This window comes from Streptomyces sp. NPDC040589, from assembly GCF_055594445.1.
Genome location: NZ_JBVIWP010000003.1, coordinates 237,481 through 253,276 on the forward strand (window position 1 = coordinate 237,481; position 15,796 = coordinate 253,276).

13 protein-coding genes and 2 pseudogenes are annotated in these 15,796 nt (G+C 69.6%); 10 read left to right on the forward strand and 5 right to left on the reverse strand.

Annotated features, from left to right (window positions below):
- The first annotated feature begins 166 nt into the window (after window positions 1–166).
- Window positions 167–517, forward strand: coding sequence for a hypothetical protein (locus ACZ58V_RS13630; RefSeq protein ID WP_468190158.1), 351 nt, complete (start codon window positions 167–169; stop codon window positions 515–517).
- A 140-nt stretch (window positions 518–657) separates the two neighbouring features.
- Window positions 658–1,527 carry a spermidine synthase gene (locus ACZ58V_RS13635; protein WP_468190156.1) on the forward strand — a complete coding sequence of 290 codons (870 nt, stop codon included), beginning with the start codon at window positions 658–660 and terminating at the stop codon, window positions 1,525–1,527.
- A gap of 42 nt (window positions 1,528–1,569) precedes the next feature.
- On the opposite strand, the gene ACZ58V_RS13640 is transcribed toward ACZ58V_RS13635, so the two are convergent.
- A complete protein-coding gene (locus ACZ58V_RS13640; protein WP_471290101.1) occupies window positions 1,570–2,085 on the reverse strand; it encodes a hypothetical protein in 516 nt (171 codons plus the stop codon).
- A gap of 99 nt (window positions 2,086–2,184) precedes the next feature.
- Between ACZ58V_RS13640 and ACZ58V_RS13645 the strand changes: the two genes are divergently transcribed.
- From ACZ58V_RS13645 to dnaK, 8 genes and pseudogenes are all read left to right on the forward strand, one after another.
- A complete protein-coding gene (locus ACZ58V_RS13645; protein WP_184593022.1) occupies window positions 2,185–2,889 on the forward strand; it encodes a response regulator transcription factor in 705 nt (234 codons plus the stop codon).
- The gene (locus ACZ58V_RS13650) at window positions 2,886–4,286 is read left to right on the forward strand and encodes a sensor histidine kinase (protein ID WP_468190151.1); all 1,401 of its coding nucleotides are present in this window, start codon (window positions 2,886–2,888) and stop codon (window positions 4,284–4,286) included. Before ACZ58V_RS13645 ends, ACZ58V_RS13650 begins: the two co-directional genes overlap by 4 nt.
- 194 nt (window positions 4,287–4,480) lie before the next feature.
- Window positions 4,481–5,794 carry an ABC transporter substrate-binding protein gene (locus tag ACZ58V_RS13655; RefSeq protein ID WP_471290102.1) on the forward strand — a complete coding sequence of 438 codons (1,314 nt, stop codon included), beginning with the start codon at window positions 4,481–4,483 and terminating at the stop codon, window positions 5,792–5,794.
- Window positions 5,791–6,765, forward strand: a complete 975-nt coding sequence (locus tag ACZ58V_RS13660) for a carbohydrate ABC transporter permease (RefSeq protein WP_468190147.1) — start codon at window positions 5,791–5,793, stop codon at window positions 6,763–6,765. The genes ACZ58V_RS13655 and ACZ58V_RS13660 overlap by 4 nt, the downstream gene beginning before the upstream one ends.
- Window positions 6,762–7,649: a carbohydrate ABC transporter permease gene (locus ACZ58V_RS13665; RefSeq protein WP_468190145.1), complete on the forward strand. Its 888-nt coding sequence runs from the start codon at window positions 6,762–6,764 to the stop codon at window positions 7,647–7,649. Before ACZ58V_RS13660 ends, ACZ58V_RS13665 begins: the two co-directional genes overlap by 4 nt.
- 76 nt (window positions 7,650–7,725) lie before the next feature.
- On the forward strand, window positions 7,726–8,136 hold the full coding sequence (locus ACZ58V_RS13670; protein WP_471290104.1) for an effector-associated constant component EACC1: 411 nt from the start codon (window positions 7,726–7,728) through the stop codon (window positions 8,134–8,136).
- Window positions 8,123–8,770, forward strand: a pseudogene (locus tag ACZ58V_RS13675) (caspase family protein); the annotation flags it as partial. The gene ACZ58V_RS13670 and the pseudogene ACZ58V_RS13675, both read left to right, overlap by 14 nt.
- Window positions 8,771–9,145: 375 nt before the next feature.
- A pseudogene (dnaK, locus tag ACZ58V_RS13680) lies at window positions 9,146–10,546 on the forward strand (molecular chaperone DnaK); the annotation flags it as partial.
- Between the two features lie 78 nt (window positions 10,547–10,624).
- Here dnaK and ACZ58V_RS13685 read toward each other — a convergent pair.
- From ACZ58V_RS13685 to ACZ58V_RS13700, 4 genes are all read right to left on the reverse strand, one after another.
- A complete protein-coding gene (locus ACZ58V_RS13685; RefSeq protein WP_471290105.1) occupies window positions 10,625–12,064 on the reverse strand; it encodes a GH1 family beta-glucosidase in 1,440 nt (479 codons plus the stop codon).
- Window positions 12,065–12,168: 104 nt separating this feature from the next.
- A complete protein-coding gene (locus ACZ58V_RS13690; RefSeq protein WP_359894073.1) occupies window positions 12,169–13,086 on the reverse strand; it encodes a carbohydrate ABC transporter permease in 918 nt (305 codons plus the stop codon).
- Window positions 13,087–13,098: 12 nt separating this feature from the next.
- Window positions 13,099–14,112, reverse strand: coding sequence for a carbohydrate ABC transporter permease (locus ACZ58V_RS13695; RefSeq protein WP_468190522.1), 1,014 nt, complete (start codon window positions 14,110–14,112; stop codon window positions 13,099–13,101).
- A 5-nt stretch (window positions 14,113–14,117) separates the two neighbouring features.
- Window positions 14,118–15,449 carry an ABC transporter substrate-binding protein gene (locus ACZ58V_RS13700; RefSeq protein ID WP_468190139.1) on the reverse strand — a complete coding sequence of 444 codons (1,332 nt, stop codon included), beginning with the start codon at window positions 15,447–15,449 and terminating at the stop codon, window positions 14,118–14,120.
- Window positions 15,450–15,796 lie beyond the last annotated feature (347 nt).

Genomic DNA, 15,796 nt, shown 5'->3' on the forward strand with positions numbered 1-15,796 from the left:
TTGGCTACAAACCGGATATCTCATACGTGATCTGCCATGAACTGCCATCCTTTGCGGCTGACTTCCGCCGTAGCCGTTGACGGGCGGCCGCGTTGAACCCCACGGACCGGGAGGCCCCCGACTTCCGACCACTCGTCCAAGCAGGGGTTCCGCGGTGGAGGCCGGGATGGAGATCAGCTGCGATGTCGTGACGGTGCCGGCCCGGCAGGGTCTGGAGGCGGTCGACATCCTGCGGCGCGGCCCCGCGGAAGCGGTCGGGCCCGTCCTGCACGACGACGGGGGCGGCACGCTGGGCTTCCTGGTGCCGCCGGGCACGGCCGCGGCGTGGGACATGCCGGGCAGCACCTGCACCGGAACCGACGGGCGCGGCACGACCCTGGCCCCCGAGCCGCCGGTGGAGGGCTCGGACTGGCTGCTGCCGCCCGGGGAGGCGGACCTGGCGACGGATCCCGCGGTCCTGCGCGAGGCCCTGGGGGAGGCGGCCCGGATGATCAAGGCCGCGGACAGCTGCCGCTAGGGTCTGTCGTCCGGATCAGGCCGCAGGGAATCGGCGGCGCCCCGCTCACCGGCGTTATCCGAACGACAGGCCCTGAGGCCGCGGAGCGGCTGCCCCGGAGCGTACGCCCCGCTTGCCGGGCCGACCCCGATAATGGCCCCATGGGAAAGTCGAGGAGCGGCCGGCGCAGGCAGGCCGACGCGGAGGCCGTCGTCGAGAGCGTCGACGGCGGGCTCGCCGAGCTGATCCCCGACCGTGAGCGGTCCCGCGCCTGGACCCTGGTGATCGACGGAGCCCCGCAGTCGCACGTCGACCTGGACGACCCGGCGTACCTGTCCTTCGAGTACCAGCGCCGGCTCGGGCACGTCATCGACCTCGCCGCTCCGCCCGGCCGGCCCGTGCACGCCGTGCACCTCGGCGGTGGCGCGCTCACCCTCGCCCGCTACGTCGCCGCCACCCGGCCCCGCTCCACCCAGCAGGTCGTCGAACGGGACGCCGCCCTCGTGCAACTGGTCCGCCGGGAGCTGCCGTTGGATCCGAACGCGCGGATCCGGGTGCGGTCCGTCGACGCCCGCGAGGGCCTCGCCAAGGTGCCGGACGGCTGGGCTGATCTCGTCGTCACCGATGTGTTCAGCGGGGCCCGGACCCCGGCCCACCTGACCTCGACCGAGTTCCTCGACGATGTCCGCAGGTCCCTCAAGCCCGGTGGTGTCTACGCCGTCAACCTCGCCGACGGGCCGCCGCTGGCCCACCTGCGCGGCCAGATCGCCACCGCCGCCGCCCGTTTCGAGCAGCTCGCGCTGGTCGCCGACCCGACGGTGCTGCGCGGCAAGCGCTTCGGGAACGCCGTCCTGGTCGCCTCCGACCACCCCCTGCCCGTCGCCGAACTGACCCGCCGCGCCGCCTCCGACCCGCATCCCGGCCGGGTCGAGCACGGCAGGACGCTCACCGACTTCACCGGCGGGGCCGTGCCCGTGACGGACCTCGCGGCGGTGGCCTCCCCGGCACCGCCCGCGTCGGTGTTCAGATGACCCCGCACGGGACGTGACCCCGTACGGCACTCCGTACGTCTCTCAGTAGGTCCCGATCTCCACGCGCGGCGGTCCGTCGTGCCAGGTGCAGAACACCGACACCCGGTCCGCGCCCGAGGAGAACTCCACGCGGATCCACGACTCCGTCTTCCACACCTGCATCGACCAGCCCGCCCCGGGGGTCGCAGAGACCAGGGAGGCGGAGGTCCGCCCGAGGTCGAAGACGGCCCGGCCGCCGTCGGTGTCGTAGCTCTTGACCTCTCCGGAGGCGGAGGCAGGGGGAGTGGGGGAGGGGCCGGGCGGCTTCGTGGAGGTGGGGCTCGGCTTCCTGGCGGCGGGCGGTGTACTCGGGGTGCGCTGTGGCGGACTCTGCCTCCGTGTCGGCGTCGCCGACGGCTCCGGCTTCTGCCTGGTCGCGTCGGCGGCCTTGATGGGCAGGGCGCGCGGCGGCTCGTAGGCCGTGCCCGCCATCACCGTGTGGACACCCCACCACGACAGCGTGACCGCCGCGCCCGTGGCGAGCAGCCAGGCCAGTACGTGTACGAGTCCTCTGCGCATCGCGGGCCATACTGCCCCACGGGTCCCACGAGTTGTCCACAGGCGAGAGTTGTCCACAGGCCCGTACCGGGCTGTTCGAGATGGCGTACGGTGCGGCGCATGGCACGTGTACTCGTGGTCGAGGACGACCAGTTCGTACGCTCGGCGCTCATCCGGCACCTGACCGACGCCTCGCACACCGTGCGCAGCGTGGGGACGGCCCTGGAGGCGCTGCGCGAGGTCGCCCACGTCCGCTTCGACGTGGTGATCCTGGACCTCGGGCTGCCCGATCTCGACGGCTCCGAGGCCCTGAAGATGCTGCGCGGCATCACGGACGTGCCGGTGATCGTCGCCACGGCCCGGGACGACGAGACGGAGATCGTCCGGCTGCTGAACGCGGGAGCGGACGACTATCTGACCAAGCCCTTCTCGGTCGAGCACCTGTCGGCCCGGATGGCGGCCGTGCTGCGCCGGGCCCGCTCCGGAGCGGGAGAAGGGGAGCCGTCCCCGGTGATCCGGGTCGGCGGTCTGACCGTCGACCCGCTGCGGCGCCAGGCCGAGCTGGACGGCGCGCGGCTCGACCTCACCCGCCGCGAGTTCGACCTGCTCGCCTTCCTGGCCCGCCGGCCCGGTGTCGTCGTCCCCCGCAAGGAGCTGCTCGCCGAGGTGTGGCAGCAGTCGTACGGCGACGACCAGACCATCGACGTCCATCTGTCCTGGCTGCGCAGGAAGCTGGGCGAGACGGCCGCGAACCCGCGCTATCTGCACACCCTGAGGGGCGTCGGTGTGAAGCTCGAACCGCCGGGAGCGGAGGCGCCGCGATGAGGTGGGCCCTGGTCAAGGTGTCGTTGGCGGTGACCACCATGGTCGTGCTCGCCTTCGCGGTGCCGCTCGGACTCGTCATCCGCGAGATGGCCCGGGACCGCGCCTTCTCCAACGCCGAGCGGGAGGCCGCGGCCGTCGCCCCCGCCCTGTCCATCACCACCGACCGCGACCAGCTCGAACGGGTCGTCGCCTCCGCCGGCTCGGACGCCGGGATGGCCGTGCACATACCGGCGGGCGACGGTCAGGACGCCATCGAGCTCGGACGGCAGCGCGCCGCCGACCAGGACATCGCTGCCGTGCGGAAGCTGGGCCGCGCCTCCACCACCGGCGTCACCGGCGGCTCGACGCTGCTCCAGCCGGTCGCGCTGAGCACCGGCGAGATCGCGGTCGTCGAGGTGTATGTGCCGGAGTCCGAGGTCACCAACGGCCTGGGCACGGCCTGGGCTGTGCTCGCCGCGGTCGGGATCGCGCTGATCCTCGGCTCGGTCGCCGTCGCCGACCGGCTGGGCGTGCGGATGGTCCGGCCCGCGAAACGCCTGGTCGAGGGGGCGCGTGACCTGGGGGAGGGCCAGCTCGGTGCCCGGGTGCCCGAGGAGGGCCCGACCGAACTGCGGCTCGCGGCGGTCGCGTTCAACTCCATGGCCGACCAGGTCGTCCAACTTCTGGCGAACGAGCGGGAGCTGGCGGCCGACCTGTCCCACCGGCTGCGTACGCCCCTGACCGTGCTGCGGCTGAACACCGCCTCGCTCGGTGAGGGGACGGCCGCCGACCAGACCCGGACCGCGGTCGAGCAACTGGAGCGCGAGGTCGACACCATCATCCGTACGGCCCGGGAGGCCAAGCCGCAGACGGCAGCGGCCGGTCCGGGCGCCGGGTGCGACGCGGCCGAGGTGGTCCGGGAGCGGATGGCGTTCTGGTCGGCGCTGGCGGAGGACGAGGGCCGCAAATGGCGGGTGGCCGGGGCCGAGCGGCCGGTGCGCATACCCGTGGCCCGCGCCGATCTGGCCGCCGCGCTCGACGCGCTGCTCGGCAACGTCTTCCGGCACACCCCGGAGGGCACCGCCTTCGCGGTCGACCTGCACAACGGCGAGGACGCCGTGATCGTTCTCGTGTCCGACGCGGGCGCGGGCATACCCGACCCGGAGGCCGCGATGGCGCGGGGCCGCGGCTCCGGGAGCGACGGCTCGACCGGCCTCGGCCTGGACATCGTGCGCCGGCTCGCGGAGTCGACCGGCGGGGACGTACGGATCGGCTCCTCGGTGCTCGGCGGGACCGAGGTGCGGATCTGGATCCAGCTGGACGGCAGAGCGCCGGTCAGCAGGGGGCACCGCGGGGCGGTGCGACGCCGGCGGCCCGGCAGGCTGGCGGCCGCCTACCACCGCTCCCGGTCTCACTGACCCCGCGCACGACCCGCGCACGACCTGCGCACGAGTCGGTCACGTTTCGACAAATGAAGTCAACGGCTCTTGACGCATGGCCGGACACACGGCTGTTATTGCGCCACCGTGTTCGGTCAAGTTGATTTCTGGTCGATTACGACCGGGTTTCACGCCACACCCTCGTGGCCGAACCCTGCCCTCAGGAGCCGTTCATGCACGACCTCACTCCCTCGGGACCCGCCCTCCCCGCTCCCGGCCGCCGGACCCTGCTGCGCGGCATAGGCGGCGCGGCCCTGCTCGGCGCCGGCATACCCCTGCTGAGCGCCTGCGGCGGCAGCGGCACGGCCGCCGATCCGAAGACGGTCAGTCTCGGATCGAACTCCTCGGACGCGGTGCCGAAGAAGGCGTTCGCCGAGATCTACGCCGCCTTCACGAAGAAGTCCGGCATCAAGGTCGACGTGAACACCAAGGACCACAACACGTTCCAGGAGCAGATCAACTCCTATCTGCAGGGCGCGCCGGACGACGTGTTCACCTGGTTCGCGGGCTACCGGATGCAGTTCTTCGCGTCGAAGAAGCTCGCCACCCCGATCGACGACGTGTGGCAGAAGATCGGCGGGGACTTCCCCGAGGCGATGAAGAAGCTCAGCAAGGGTGAGGACGGCAAGTACTACTTCGTGCCGCTGTACACCTACCCCTGGGCGGTCTTCTACCGCAAGAGCGTCTTCGCCCAGCACGGCTACGAGGTCCCCACCACCTGGGACGACTTCGTCGCCCTGTGCAAGCGGATGAAGAAGGACGGGCTGGTCCCGATCGCGTTCGGCGACAAGGACGCCTGGCCCGCGATGGGCACCTTCGACCAGATCAACTTCCGCACCAACGGCTACGACTTCCATGTCGAGCTGATGGCGGGCAAGGCCTCCTGGACCGATGCGAAGGTGCGCAAGGTCTTCGACCACTGGACGGAGATCCTGCCCTTCCACCAGGAAGGCGCGGTGGGCCGCACCTGGCAGGACGCGGCGCAGACGCTCGTGGCGAAGAAGGCGGGCATGTATCTGCTGGGCACCTTCGTCGGCCAGCAGTTCACCGACAAGGCCGACCTGGACGACCTGGACTTCTTCGCCTTCCCGGAGATCGACCCGGCCTTCGGGCAGGACACGGTCGAGGCGCCCACCGACGGCTTCATGCTCTCCAAGGCGCCGAAGAACAGGTCGGGCGCGGTCAAGCTGCTGGAGTACCTCGGCACCCCCGAGGCCGAGCAGATCTACCTCAAGGCCGACTCCAGCGTGGTGGCCGCCTCGACGAAGGCCGACACCTCCTCCTACACCGCGCTGCAGAAGAAGTCCTTCGAGATGATCTCCAGCGCGAAGAGCCTGACGCAGTTCATGGACCGCGACTCCCGCCCGGACTTCACCTCCACGGTGATGCAGCCGGCGCTGCAGAACTTCGTCCGCAACCCCAAGAACGTCGACAGCATCCTCTCGTCGATCGAGCGCCAGAAGAAGACGATCTTCGCCTCCGCATGAGCACCGACACCACCACCGAGAACCCGGAGGCGGCCGCCGAGCCGTCTCCGGGAGCCGCTGCCCGCACGAGCCCGACGGGCCACCGTCGCCTCCTCACCCGCCGCGACCGCATCACGCTCGCTCTCATGGCGGGCCTTCCGACGATCCTGCACGTCGCCCTGGTGTGGCTGACGGCGCTCGCCTCCATCGCGCTGGCCTTCACCAGCTGGAACGGCATCGGCTTCGACTCCATCCAGTGGGTCGGCCTGCAGAACTTCAGGGAACTGTTCACCAGCAACCCGCAGTTCTGGCCGGCCGTCGAGCACAACGTCGTCTGGTTCGTGGTGCTCATCCTGCTGCCCACGCCCTTCGGGCTGTTCCTCGCCGTGCAGCTGGACAAGAGCATCCGCTTCAGCCGCGTCTACCAGACCGCGTTCTTCCTGCCGGTCGTGATGTCGCTGGCGGTCATCGGGTTCGTCTGGCAGCTGGTCTACAACCCCGACACGGGCCTGATCAACAGCGTCATCGGCGCCAACAAGCCCGGCCACTACATCGACTGGATCGGCGACCCGGACCTCAACCTGTGGGCCGTACTGATCGCCGCCTCCTGGCGGCACGCCGGCTACATGATGATCCTGTACCTGGCCGGCCTGAAGGGCGTCGATCCCGCCCTGCGCGAGGCCTCCGCCCTGGACGGCGCCAACGAGTGGCAGACGTTCAAGAACGTCGTCTTCCCCACCCTTCGGCCCACCAACACCGTCGTCCTGGTCGTCACCATCATCGAGGCACTGCGCGCCTTCGACCTGGTCTTCGTCTTCAACAAGGGCGCCCAGGGCACCGAACTGCTGTCGATCCTGGTGACCAACAACATCATCGGCGAGTCCAGCCGTGTCGGATACGGCTCCGCCATCGCCGTCGTCCTGCTGGTGATCTCGCTCGCGGTGATCATTCCGTATCTGATCGCCACCTTCCGGAAGGAGCGGCGCGCATGAGCACCGTGAGCGCACCGGTCAAGCAGCGCACCCCGATCCGCCCCGCCCGGGTCCTGCTGCACACCTTCCTCGTCGTCACGGCGCTCGCCTGGCTCGCGCCCCTGCTGTGGGCGCTGCTCGCGGCGATGCGGCCGTACGCGGAGACCAGCGAGAAGGGCTATGTCTCCTGGCCCGACAAGCTGACCTTCGACAACTTCACCAACGCCTTCGAGCAGTCGGACATGCTGCACTACTTCGGCAACACACTGCTCATCGCGGTGCCGGCCGTGCTGCTGACGCTGTTGCTGTCGTCGATGGTCGCCTTCTACGTCAGCCGCTTCGACTTCCGGGTCAACCTGTCGCTGCTGCTGCTCTTCACGGCGGGCAACCTGCTGCCCCAGCAGGTCATCATCACCCCGCTGTACCGCCTGTACCTGCTGATCGACCTGCCCGGCATCACGATGAGCGGCAAGCTGTACGACTCCGCGCTCGGCCTGGTGCTGATCCATGTGGCGTTCCAGTCCGGCTTCTGCGCGTTCGTGCTCAGCAACTACATGCGCTCGCTGCCGCACGAGCTGACCGAGGCCGCCCTGGTCGACGGCGCCTCCGTCTGGCGGCTGTACTGGCAGATCGTCCTGCCCCTGTGCAAGCCCGCGATGGCCGCCCTCGCGACGCTGCTCTCCATCTGGATCTACAACGACTTCTTCTGGGCGATCGTGCTCATCTCCACCGGCGAGAACATGCCGATCACCTCGGCGCTGAACAACCTCTCCGGCCAGTACTTCACCGACCCCAACCTGGTCGCCGCCGGCGCCCTGCTCACCGCGATCCCGACACTGATCGTGTACTTCGTGCTCCAGCGCCAGTTCGTCAGCGGCCTGACCCTGGGGGCCAACAAGGGCTGACCGCTCTCCTCAAGGGCCGGACTCTTCCCAACTCTCCGTGCGTCACTGGATGATCCTCTCGTAGGGTGCCGAGACAGTGACTCTTCGTACGGGGGCAACAGTGGAGTACCGGCTGCTGATCGACGACGCCGGCCCGGGGGCGGCGGCGACACAACTCGGAGAACTGGCCGACTGGCTCCGCCACGAGCGGGAGCTGCGCGGCCGGGTGCGCACGGAGCACGGCGAGATCGCCGGTGGCGAGATGGGCGGGCTGCCCGAAGCCGTGGTCGTCGCCGTGGCCGCGGGCGGCGCCGTGAGCGTGCTGGCCCGCGCCGCCGTCGAGTGGGTGAAGCACCGCACGCGGGACGTGACCCTGAAGGTGGTCGAACCCGGCGGGGAAAGCCTCGAGATCAGTGTCCGGCGCGCGACCTCCCAGGACGCGCTGGTCACCGAACTCCTCGAATTCCTGGAACGGCGGCAGAGCACGGACTCCGATGAGACGGCCTGACGGCGCCACCTCGAGTGTCGTGCTCATCGGCACGGCCGAGTACCTGGCCGACGCCTCACTGCCCGACCTCCCTCCGGTGCTGAACAACCTCACGGACCTGGTGAGCGAGCTGGGCGAACCCGTCCACGGCTGGTTCGACCCGGGGATCTGTGAGGTCGTCCGAGACCCGGGCACGGCCTCGGACCTGGCCGGCCGGCTCAACCTGCGCGCCCGGCAGGCGGAGGACCTGCTGCTCATCTACTACTCCGGTCACGGATTGCTCGACAGCCGCGGGAACCTGTATCTGGGACTCACCGGAACGGAGCGGGACCTGCTCCGTTACACGGCCATGCCGTACGACGGGGTGCGGGAAGCCGTCGCGGACAGCCCCGCCCGCAACCGAGTCGTCATTCTCGACTGCTGCTTCTCGGGACGCGCCATCGACGTCATGGCACCCGACGACGTCGTGCGGGAACAGACCCAGATCACCGGCACGTTCACCCTCACCGCGACCGCGAGCGGCGTGACCGCCCTGGCCCCGAAGGGTGAGCGCAACACCGCCTTCACCGGCGAACTGCTGAGGCTGCTGCGGGAGGGAGACCCCAGAGCCCCCGAGCAGTTGACGCTGGACCACATGTACCGGTCCCTCTACCGCGGGCTCAAGAGCCGCGGTCTGCCCGAGCCGCGGCGGCAGGGCACGGACACCGTCGAGGACCTGGTGCTGGCCCACAACCGGGGCTACCGCCCGCCATCCGCCGACAGCCCCCGGGACGGCGAATACCAGGGCACGGCCGGCGGCAGCGGCCGACTGGTCGTCGAGGACGCCGAACAGCTCGGCCACGGCGGCGACGCGGCGGCGGCGGTCCGCCGCTACACGGAGATCACCCAACTGCTCCTCCCGCTGTACGGCGCGGACTCACCGAACGTGCGCAGCGCGCAGGCCAGCCGTGACTTCTGGAGACAGCGGGTCACCTGGACCACCCCACCCCCGTGGCGGCTCGTATCCCCTGCCGCCGTGACCCCCGTCTGCATCTGCGTCGACTACGGGGCCGGCAATTCGGTCGTCAGCGTGCTGCAGGACGGCGAGCCCATCGTCCTCGTCAACGCCGAAGGGGCCAAGAGCACCCCGTCCGTCGTCGCCTTCGCCAAGAACGGTGAGGTGCTCGTCGGCGAGGAGGCCAGACGCCAGGCCGTCGTCAACGCGGAGCGGACGATCCACTCCGTGAAGCGTCACCTGGGCACCGACTGGGAGTTCCGGGTCGACGGCAAGACATTCCGCCCGGAGCAGATCGCCGCGTTCACCCTGCACAAGCTGAAGCGGGATGCCGAGGCCCGCCTGCGGTGCGAGATCTCCGAGGCCGTCATCACCGTCCCGGCCCACTTCCACCAGGCCCAGAGGGAGGCGACCAGAAAGGCCGGGGAGCTCGCCGGCCTGAACGTCCTGCGTATCGTCAGTGAGCCCACCGCGGCCGCACTCGCCGCCTATGGCCGCGACAGGAACGACCGGACCGTCCTCGTCTTCGACCTGGGCGCGGGCACCTTCGGCGTGTCCCTGCTGGAGGTCGGCGACGGTGTCGTCGAGGTGAAGGCCACGAGCGGTGACACCGCGCTCGGGGGTGACGACTGGGACCAGCGCATCGTCGACCACCTGGTGCAGCGGTTCCGGGCCGACCACGGGGTCGACCTGCGCACGGACAAGATGGCTCTGCAGCGCGTGCGTGAGGCCGCCGAGAGAGCCAAGACCGACCTGTCCTCCTCCGCCGAGACCTTTGTCAGCCTGCCGTACGTCGCCACGTCCGCGAAAGGCACGCTGCATCTGGAGGAGAAGCTCACCCGGGTCCAGTTCCAGCAGCTGACGGCCGACCTGCTGAAGCGCTGCGAAACCCCGTTCCACACCGTGCTCCGGGACTCCGGCACCGGCCTCGCCGACATCGACCGGGTGGTGCTCGTCGGAGGTTCCACCCGGATGCCCGCGGTCGCCGAACTCGTCAGGGAACTGACCGCAGGCAAGGAGACCGGCAGAGGCATCAACGCGGACGAGGTGGTGGCCATGGGCGCCGCCCTGCAGTCCGGTCTCCTCAAGGAGCAGATCGAGGAGGTCCTGATCCTCGACGTGACGCCGTTCTCCCTCGGGGTCGAGACCAAGGGCGGCATCATGACCAAACTGATCGAGCGCAACACCACCATCCCGACGAAGCGCTCCGAGATCTTCACGACAGCCGAGGACAACCAGCTGTCCCTCCAGATCCGGCTCTTCCAGGGGGAGCATGAGCTGGTGGCACACAACACGCTGCTCGGGACGTTCGAGCTGTGCGACCTGCCGCCGGCGCCGCGGGGCGTCCCGCAGATCGAGGTCACGTTCCAGGTCGACGCCGACAACCTGATCCGGGTGTCGGCGAAGGACCTGGGCACGGGCCAGGAGCAACGCATCGTCTCCTCCCCTTGAGCGCCCGGGGCGCGGCACCCCCCGTCGGGTACCGCGCCCCTTCCCCGCTCCCCCAGGGGCGGCCTAAGCGGCCGGCTCCAGTGGCGGCAGCGCCCCGGTGCGCGCCGCCTTCCCGTACCACAGGGCGCTGGACTTCGGCGTCCGCTGGAGCGTCGCGTAGTCCACGTACACCGCGCCGAAGCGCTTGCCGTAGCCGTACGCCCACTCGAAGTTGTCCAGCAGGGACCACAGGAAATAGCCGCGGACATCGGCGCCGTCGGTGATCGCGCGGCGGACCGCGGACAGATGGCCGTGGAGGTAGGAGACCCGCTCCGGGTCGTGCACCCGGCCGTCCGAGTCGATCTTGTCGTCGTAGGCCGCGCCGTTCTCGGTGATGTACAGCGGCAGGCCCGGCGCCTCCCGGGTGTAGCGCATGATCAGCTCGTGCAGACCGGTCGGGTCGATCGTCCAGCCCATCTCCGTGCGGTCACCGGGCGTCTGGTGGAAGGCGACGTCGCCCGCGGCCGGCCACGGCGAGTGGTCGCTCGCCCCGTGGCCGTCGGCACGCGGCGCCCGCGCCGCCGCGTCCGCCGCCGAGACCAGCGCGGGCGTGTAGTAGTTGAGGCCCAGCGCGTCCAGCGGCTGGTTGATCAGGGTCAGGTCGTCGTCCAGGACGTAGTCCCAGTCGGTGAGCTCCGACGTCGCCACGTACAGCGACTCCGGGTAGGCGCCGTGCAGGATCGGGCCGTGGAAGACCCTGTTGGCCAGGTCGTCGATCTTCCGGGCCGCCGCCAGGTCCGCCGGGTTCTGCGAAAGCGGCCGCACGGTCGCGGAGTTGAGGGCGATCGCGACCTGGTTGCGGGCCGGCATCACCGACCGCAGCGCCGACGCGCCAAGACCGTGCGCCAGGTTCAGATGATGCGCGGCACGCAGCGAGGCCGCCGGATCCGTACGGCCCGGCGCGTGCACCCCGGACGCGTAGCCGAGGAACGCGCTGCACCACGGCTCGTTGAGCGTCATCCACTGCTCGACACGGTCGCCCAGCGCCTCACCGACGATCTGCGCGTACTCCGCGAAGCGGTACGCCGTGTCGCGCTCCGGCCAGCCGCCCGCGTCCTCCAGATCCTGCGGAAGATCCCAGTGGTAGAGCGTGACGGCCGGCTTGATGCCCTTGGACAGCAGCTCGTCGACCAGCCGGCGGTAGAAGTCCAGGCCCTTCTGGACGGCCGGGCCCCGGCCGGTCGGCTGCACCCGCGACCACGAGACGGAGAAGCGGTAGGCGCCCAGGCCCAGGTCCGCCATCATCGCCACGTCCTCGCGGTAGCGGTGGTAGTGGTCGACAGCGATGTCACCGTGGTCGCCGCCCACGGTCTTGCCCGGCGTATGGCTGAAGGTGTCCCAGATCGACGGCGTACGGCCGTCCTCCCGCACCGCACCCTCGATCTGGTACGCGGACGTGGCCGCGCCCCAGACGAAGGCGGGAGGGAAGGTCACCGGAGTGGCCGGGTTCTCGGAATCAGGCATGGAAGCGCTCCCATTGGGGGTCGTGGAGAGGCGACGGTGGAGGGAAGAGAAGCGAGGGGCCGAGGCAGCGGTGACCCGGCCCCCGAGGGAAGGCAACGCGGGCGTCAGCCCTTCACGGCGCCCTGCATGATGCCGCCCACGATCTGCTTGCCGAAGATCGCGAAGACCAGCAGCAGCGGCAGCGTGCCCAGCAGTGCGCCCGCCATGATCAGGGACTGGTCGGGGGTGTACCCGCGGCCCAGGCCCGCGACCGCGACCTGCACGGTCGGGTTGCCCATCTGGGTCAGCACCAGGAACGGCCACATGAAGTCGTTCCAGGTCTGCACGAACGTCAGCATCCCGAGCACGGCCATCGCCGGCCGCGCCGCCGGGAACACCACATGCCACACCACGCGCCAGCTGCTCGCCCCGTCGACCCGGGCGGCCTCTATGATCTCGTCCGGCAGCGCCTGGATCAGGTACTGCCGCATGAAGAACACACCGAACGCGCTCACCAGCGACGGGAAGATCACCGCCTGCAACTGGTCCGTCCAGTCGAGCTTGGCGACCATCATGTACAGCGGGATCACGCTGAGCTGCGGCGGCACCATCATCGTGCCGATCACGATCAGCATCAGCGCGCCGCGGCCCCTGAACCGCAGCTTGGCGAAGGCGAAACCGGCGATCGTCGACAGGACGACGATGGTGGCCGCCGAAACCCCCGCCACGATCGTAGTGTTGAGGAACGCCTCGCCGAGGTTGGCGTCCTTCCAGGCGATCTCCAGCTTGTCGAAGAGGCCGGAGCCGAACCAGAACGGCGGCGGCGTCTCGGCGAGCCGCTGGTTGTCACGCGAGGCGGCGATCGCCGTCCACACCAGCGGGAACAGCGAAACGATCGTGAACAGGATCAGGATCGCGTAGGCGATCGGACCGCCGTGCAGCTGCCCGCCGGCCCGTGCGGACTTCGGCAGGCGCGGGCGTTTGGACTCCTTCACGGGCGCACCGGGCGGCGGCGCGTCGGGGGGCGTCACAGTCGTCGTCACGGCCACCACTCCTTAACTACTGGCGCGCAGCCGGCGCGAGATGACGTAGTTGACGATGCCGATGACGATCAGGATCAGGAACATCGTCCAGGCGATCGCCGAGGCACGGCCCAGGTGCTGGGCCACCCAGCCCTGCTCGTACAGATACAGACCGAGCGTCTGGAACTGGTGCTCCCCGCCGCCGGAGGTGCCCTTGTTGGCGTCGAACAGCAGCGGCTCGCCGAAGACCTGGCTCGCGCCGATCGTCGAGACGACACAGGTGAACAGGATCGTCGGGCGCAGCGACGGCAGCGTCACATGGATGAACTGCTGCCAGCGGTTGGCCCCGTCCAGGGCCGCCGACTCGTAGAGGTCCTGCGGGATCGCCTGCATCGCGGCGAGATAGATCAGCGCGTTGTAGCCGGTCCAGCGCCAGATGATGATCGTCGAGACGGCGATCTGCGAGGGCCAGTGGTCGTTCTGCCAGTCGAGCGGATCGATGCCGACGAAGTCCAGCGCCCAGTTGATCATGCCGTAGTCACGGCCGAAGAGCAGCACGAACACCAGCGAGGCCGCGGCGATCGACGTCGCGTACGGCGCGAGCATCGCGACCCGGAAGAAGGTCGAGGCCCGCAGCTTGTAGTTGAGGATGTGGGCGATGCCCATCGCCATCAGCAGCTGCGGAACGGTGGAGATGATGCCGATGGTCAGGGTGTTCTTCGCCGCGTTCCAGAAGAACTCGTCGTCGAAGATCCGGGTGTAGTTGCGCAGCCCGACCCAGTTCATGTCGGTCGGCGCGGTCAGCTCCACCTGATGCAGCGAGGCCCAGCCCGTGTAGATCAGCGGGAACAGGCCGAACGCGACGAACAGCAGGAAGAACGGGGACACGAAGGCGTACGGGCTCCAGCGGATGTCCCGCTGCCAGCGCCGGGACAGCCGGTCCCGGCGCCGCCGCTCCTTCTCCAGGGACACGGGGTCCGCGGGCGGGCGGCCCGGGGCCGCGCCCCCCTCAGCGGGGGGCGCGGCGGTGTCGTGGCGGGTGGCCATACGGGTCACTGGTCCAGCTTGTTGTCGATGGTCTTGACCGCGGACTCCCAGGCGTCCTTGGCCGACTTGCCCTTCGTCACCAGGAACACGCCGTTGTCCGACAGGCCCTGCTGGATGATCTGGTCCTTCGGGCCGATCACCTGGACCGGGGCGGCCTTGGCGGCCTCAGCGAAGATCGGGCCGATCTCCTGCTTGCCCGTCATGTCGTTCGTGGCGCCCGTCACTTCGGGCATCGTGTAGGTGGACGGGGCGCTCGGGAAGCTGGCCTGCACCTTGAACAGCTTCGCCTGCTGCTCCGGCGCGGTCAGCCAGGCCACGAACTTCTGGGCCTCCTTCACGTTCTTGCCGCTCGTCGGCACGGTGAGGAAGGTGCCGCCCCAGTTGCCGCCCTTGGGCGCCTCGGCCACGGCCCACTTGCCGGCCGCGTCCGGCTTCGAGTTGGCCTTGATGTGGCCGAGCATCCAGGGCGGGCAGGCGACCGCGGCGAACTTGTTGTTGGCGATCGTGGAGTTCCAGGCCGGCTGGAACTGCGTCTGCGCCTGCACCAGGCCCTTCTCGGCGGCCTCGGAGGTCAGGTCGAAGGCGGCCTTCACGGCGGGATTCGTCTTGTAGATGACCTTGCCGGAGGAGTCGTAGAACTTCTCCTCCTCGCTGCCGAGGATCGCGTTGATCAGACCGCCGGGGGAGTCCATGAAGAAGGTGCCCTTGGGGGCCTTCGACTTGTAGCGCTCGCCGACGTCGACGAGCTTGGCCCAGTCACCGGCCCACAGCTTGCCGACCTCGGCCGGGTCGGTGGGCAGACCGGCCTGCTTGAAGAGGTCCGTGCGGTAGCAGATCGCCATCGGGCCGACGTCGGTACCGAGGCCGATCGTCTTGCCGTCCTTGGTGGTGGCCTGCTGCCACTTCCAGGGCAGCCACTTGCTCTTGTCCACGCCCGGAGCCTTGGACATGTCCTCGAGCTTGCCGGCCTGGGTGGCCGTGACCTCGGCGATGTTGGCGACTTCGACGGCCTGGACGTCCAGCAGACCACTGTTGGTGGTGAGGTGGTTCAGCAGCGCCGGGTAGTAGTTCTCGTTCCGCTCGACGACGTTCTGCTCGATCTTGATCTTCGGGTTGAGCTTCTCGTAGTCGTCGTAGAGGCCGGCCTCCTTGAAGCCCATGGTGCCGAAGAGCCCCACCGAGATCGTGGTCTTGCCGCTGCTGTCGCCGGACGAGGAGCCGGAAGTGTCGTCGCCGCCGCCGTCGTCGGCGCAGCCGGCCAGCAGTCCGGCGCCCAGCGACGCGACTGCCGCGAGGACAACCGCCCGGTTGCGGGCGGATCGGGTACGTGCTCGCATTGCGTCCTCCTGTTGCCCTGACGTGCCGACCCCCCGGCCAACTGCATTGTTGGACCCGTTTTTACTCGCTTCGGCTCGGGCGGGGAACGTGCGGGTTGTGTATGTGTCAGGTACTGTGGGAGCGCTCCCACCAGTGATGTGTTGAAGGTTCGCGGGTCGGGGCGGGGGTGTCAAGGGACCGGACAGGGAGAGATGCGTTCAGTTATCGGGCCGTTAACTGGACCCGGACCGGGGCCCGTTGCGGCCCGGGCCGGCGGTATCGAGCCAGTCGAACCGGCCGCCGGACACAAGCGGAGGCCGGGGGCGGCAGCCCTCGGTGGCGGTCACTACAGCTGACTAGCCTGTTA

Coding starts and splice junctions, on each gene's coding strand:
- ACZ58V_RS13630 (WP_468190158.1), top strand. CDS start 167: ATGGAGATCAGCTGCGATGTCGTGACGGTGCCGGCCCGGCAGGGTCTG.
- ACZ58V_RS13635 (WP_468190156.1), top strand. CDS start 658: ATGGGAAAGTCGAGGAGCGGCCGGCGCAGGCAGGCCGACGCGGAGGCC.
- ACZ58V_RS13640 (WP_471290101.1), bottom strand. CDS start 2,085: ATGCGCAGAGGACTCGTACACGTACTGGCCTGGCTGCTCGCCACGGGC.
- ACZ58V_RS13645 (WP_184593022.1), top strand. CDS start 2,185: ATGGCACGTGTACTCGTGGTCGAGGACGACCAGTTCGTACGCTCGGCG.
- ACZ58V_RS13650 (WP_468190151.1), top strand. CDS start 2,886: ATGAGGTGGGCCCTGGTCAAGGTGTCGTTGGCGGTGACCACCATGGTC.
- ACZ58V_RS13655 (WP_471290102.1), top strand. CDS start 4,481: ATGCACGACCTCACTCCCTCGGGACCCGCCCTCCCCGCTCCCGGCCGC.
- ACZ58V_RS13660 (WP_468190147.1), top strand. CDS start 5,791: ATGAGCACCGACACCACCACCGAGAACCCGGAGGCGGCCGCCGAGCCG.
- ACZ58V_RS13665 (WP_468190145.1), top strand. CDS start 6,762: ATGAGCACCGTGAGCGCACCGGTCAAGCAGCGCACCCCGATCCGCCCC.
- ACZ58V_RS13685 (WP_471290105.1), bottom strand. CDS start 12,064: ATGCCTGATTCCGAGAACCCGGCCACTCCGGTGACCTTCCCTCCCGCC.
- ACZ58V_RS13695 (WP_468190522.1), bottom strand. CDS start 14,112: ATGGCCACCCGCCACGACACCGCCGCGCCCCCCGCTGAGGGGGGCGCG.
- ACZ58V_RS13700 (WP_468190139.1), bottom strand. CDS start 15,449: ATGCGAGCACGTACCCGATCCGCCCGCAACCGGGCGGTTGTCCTCGCG.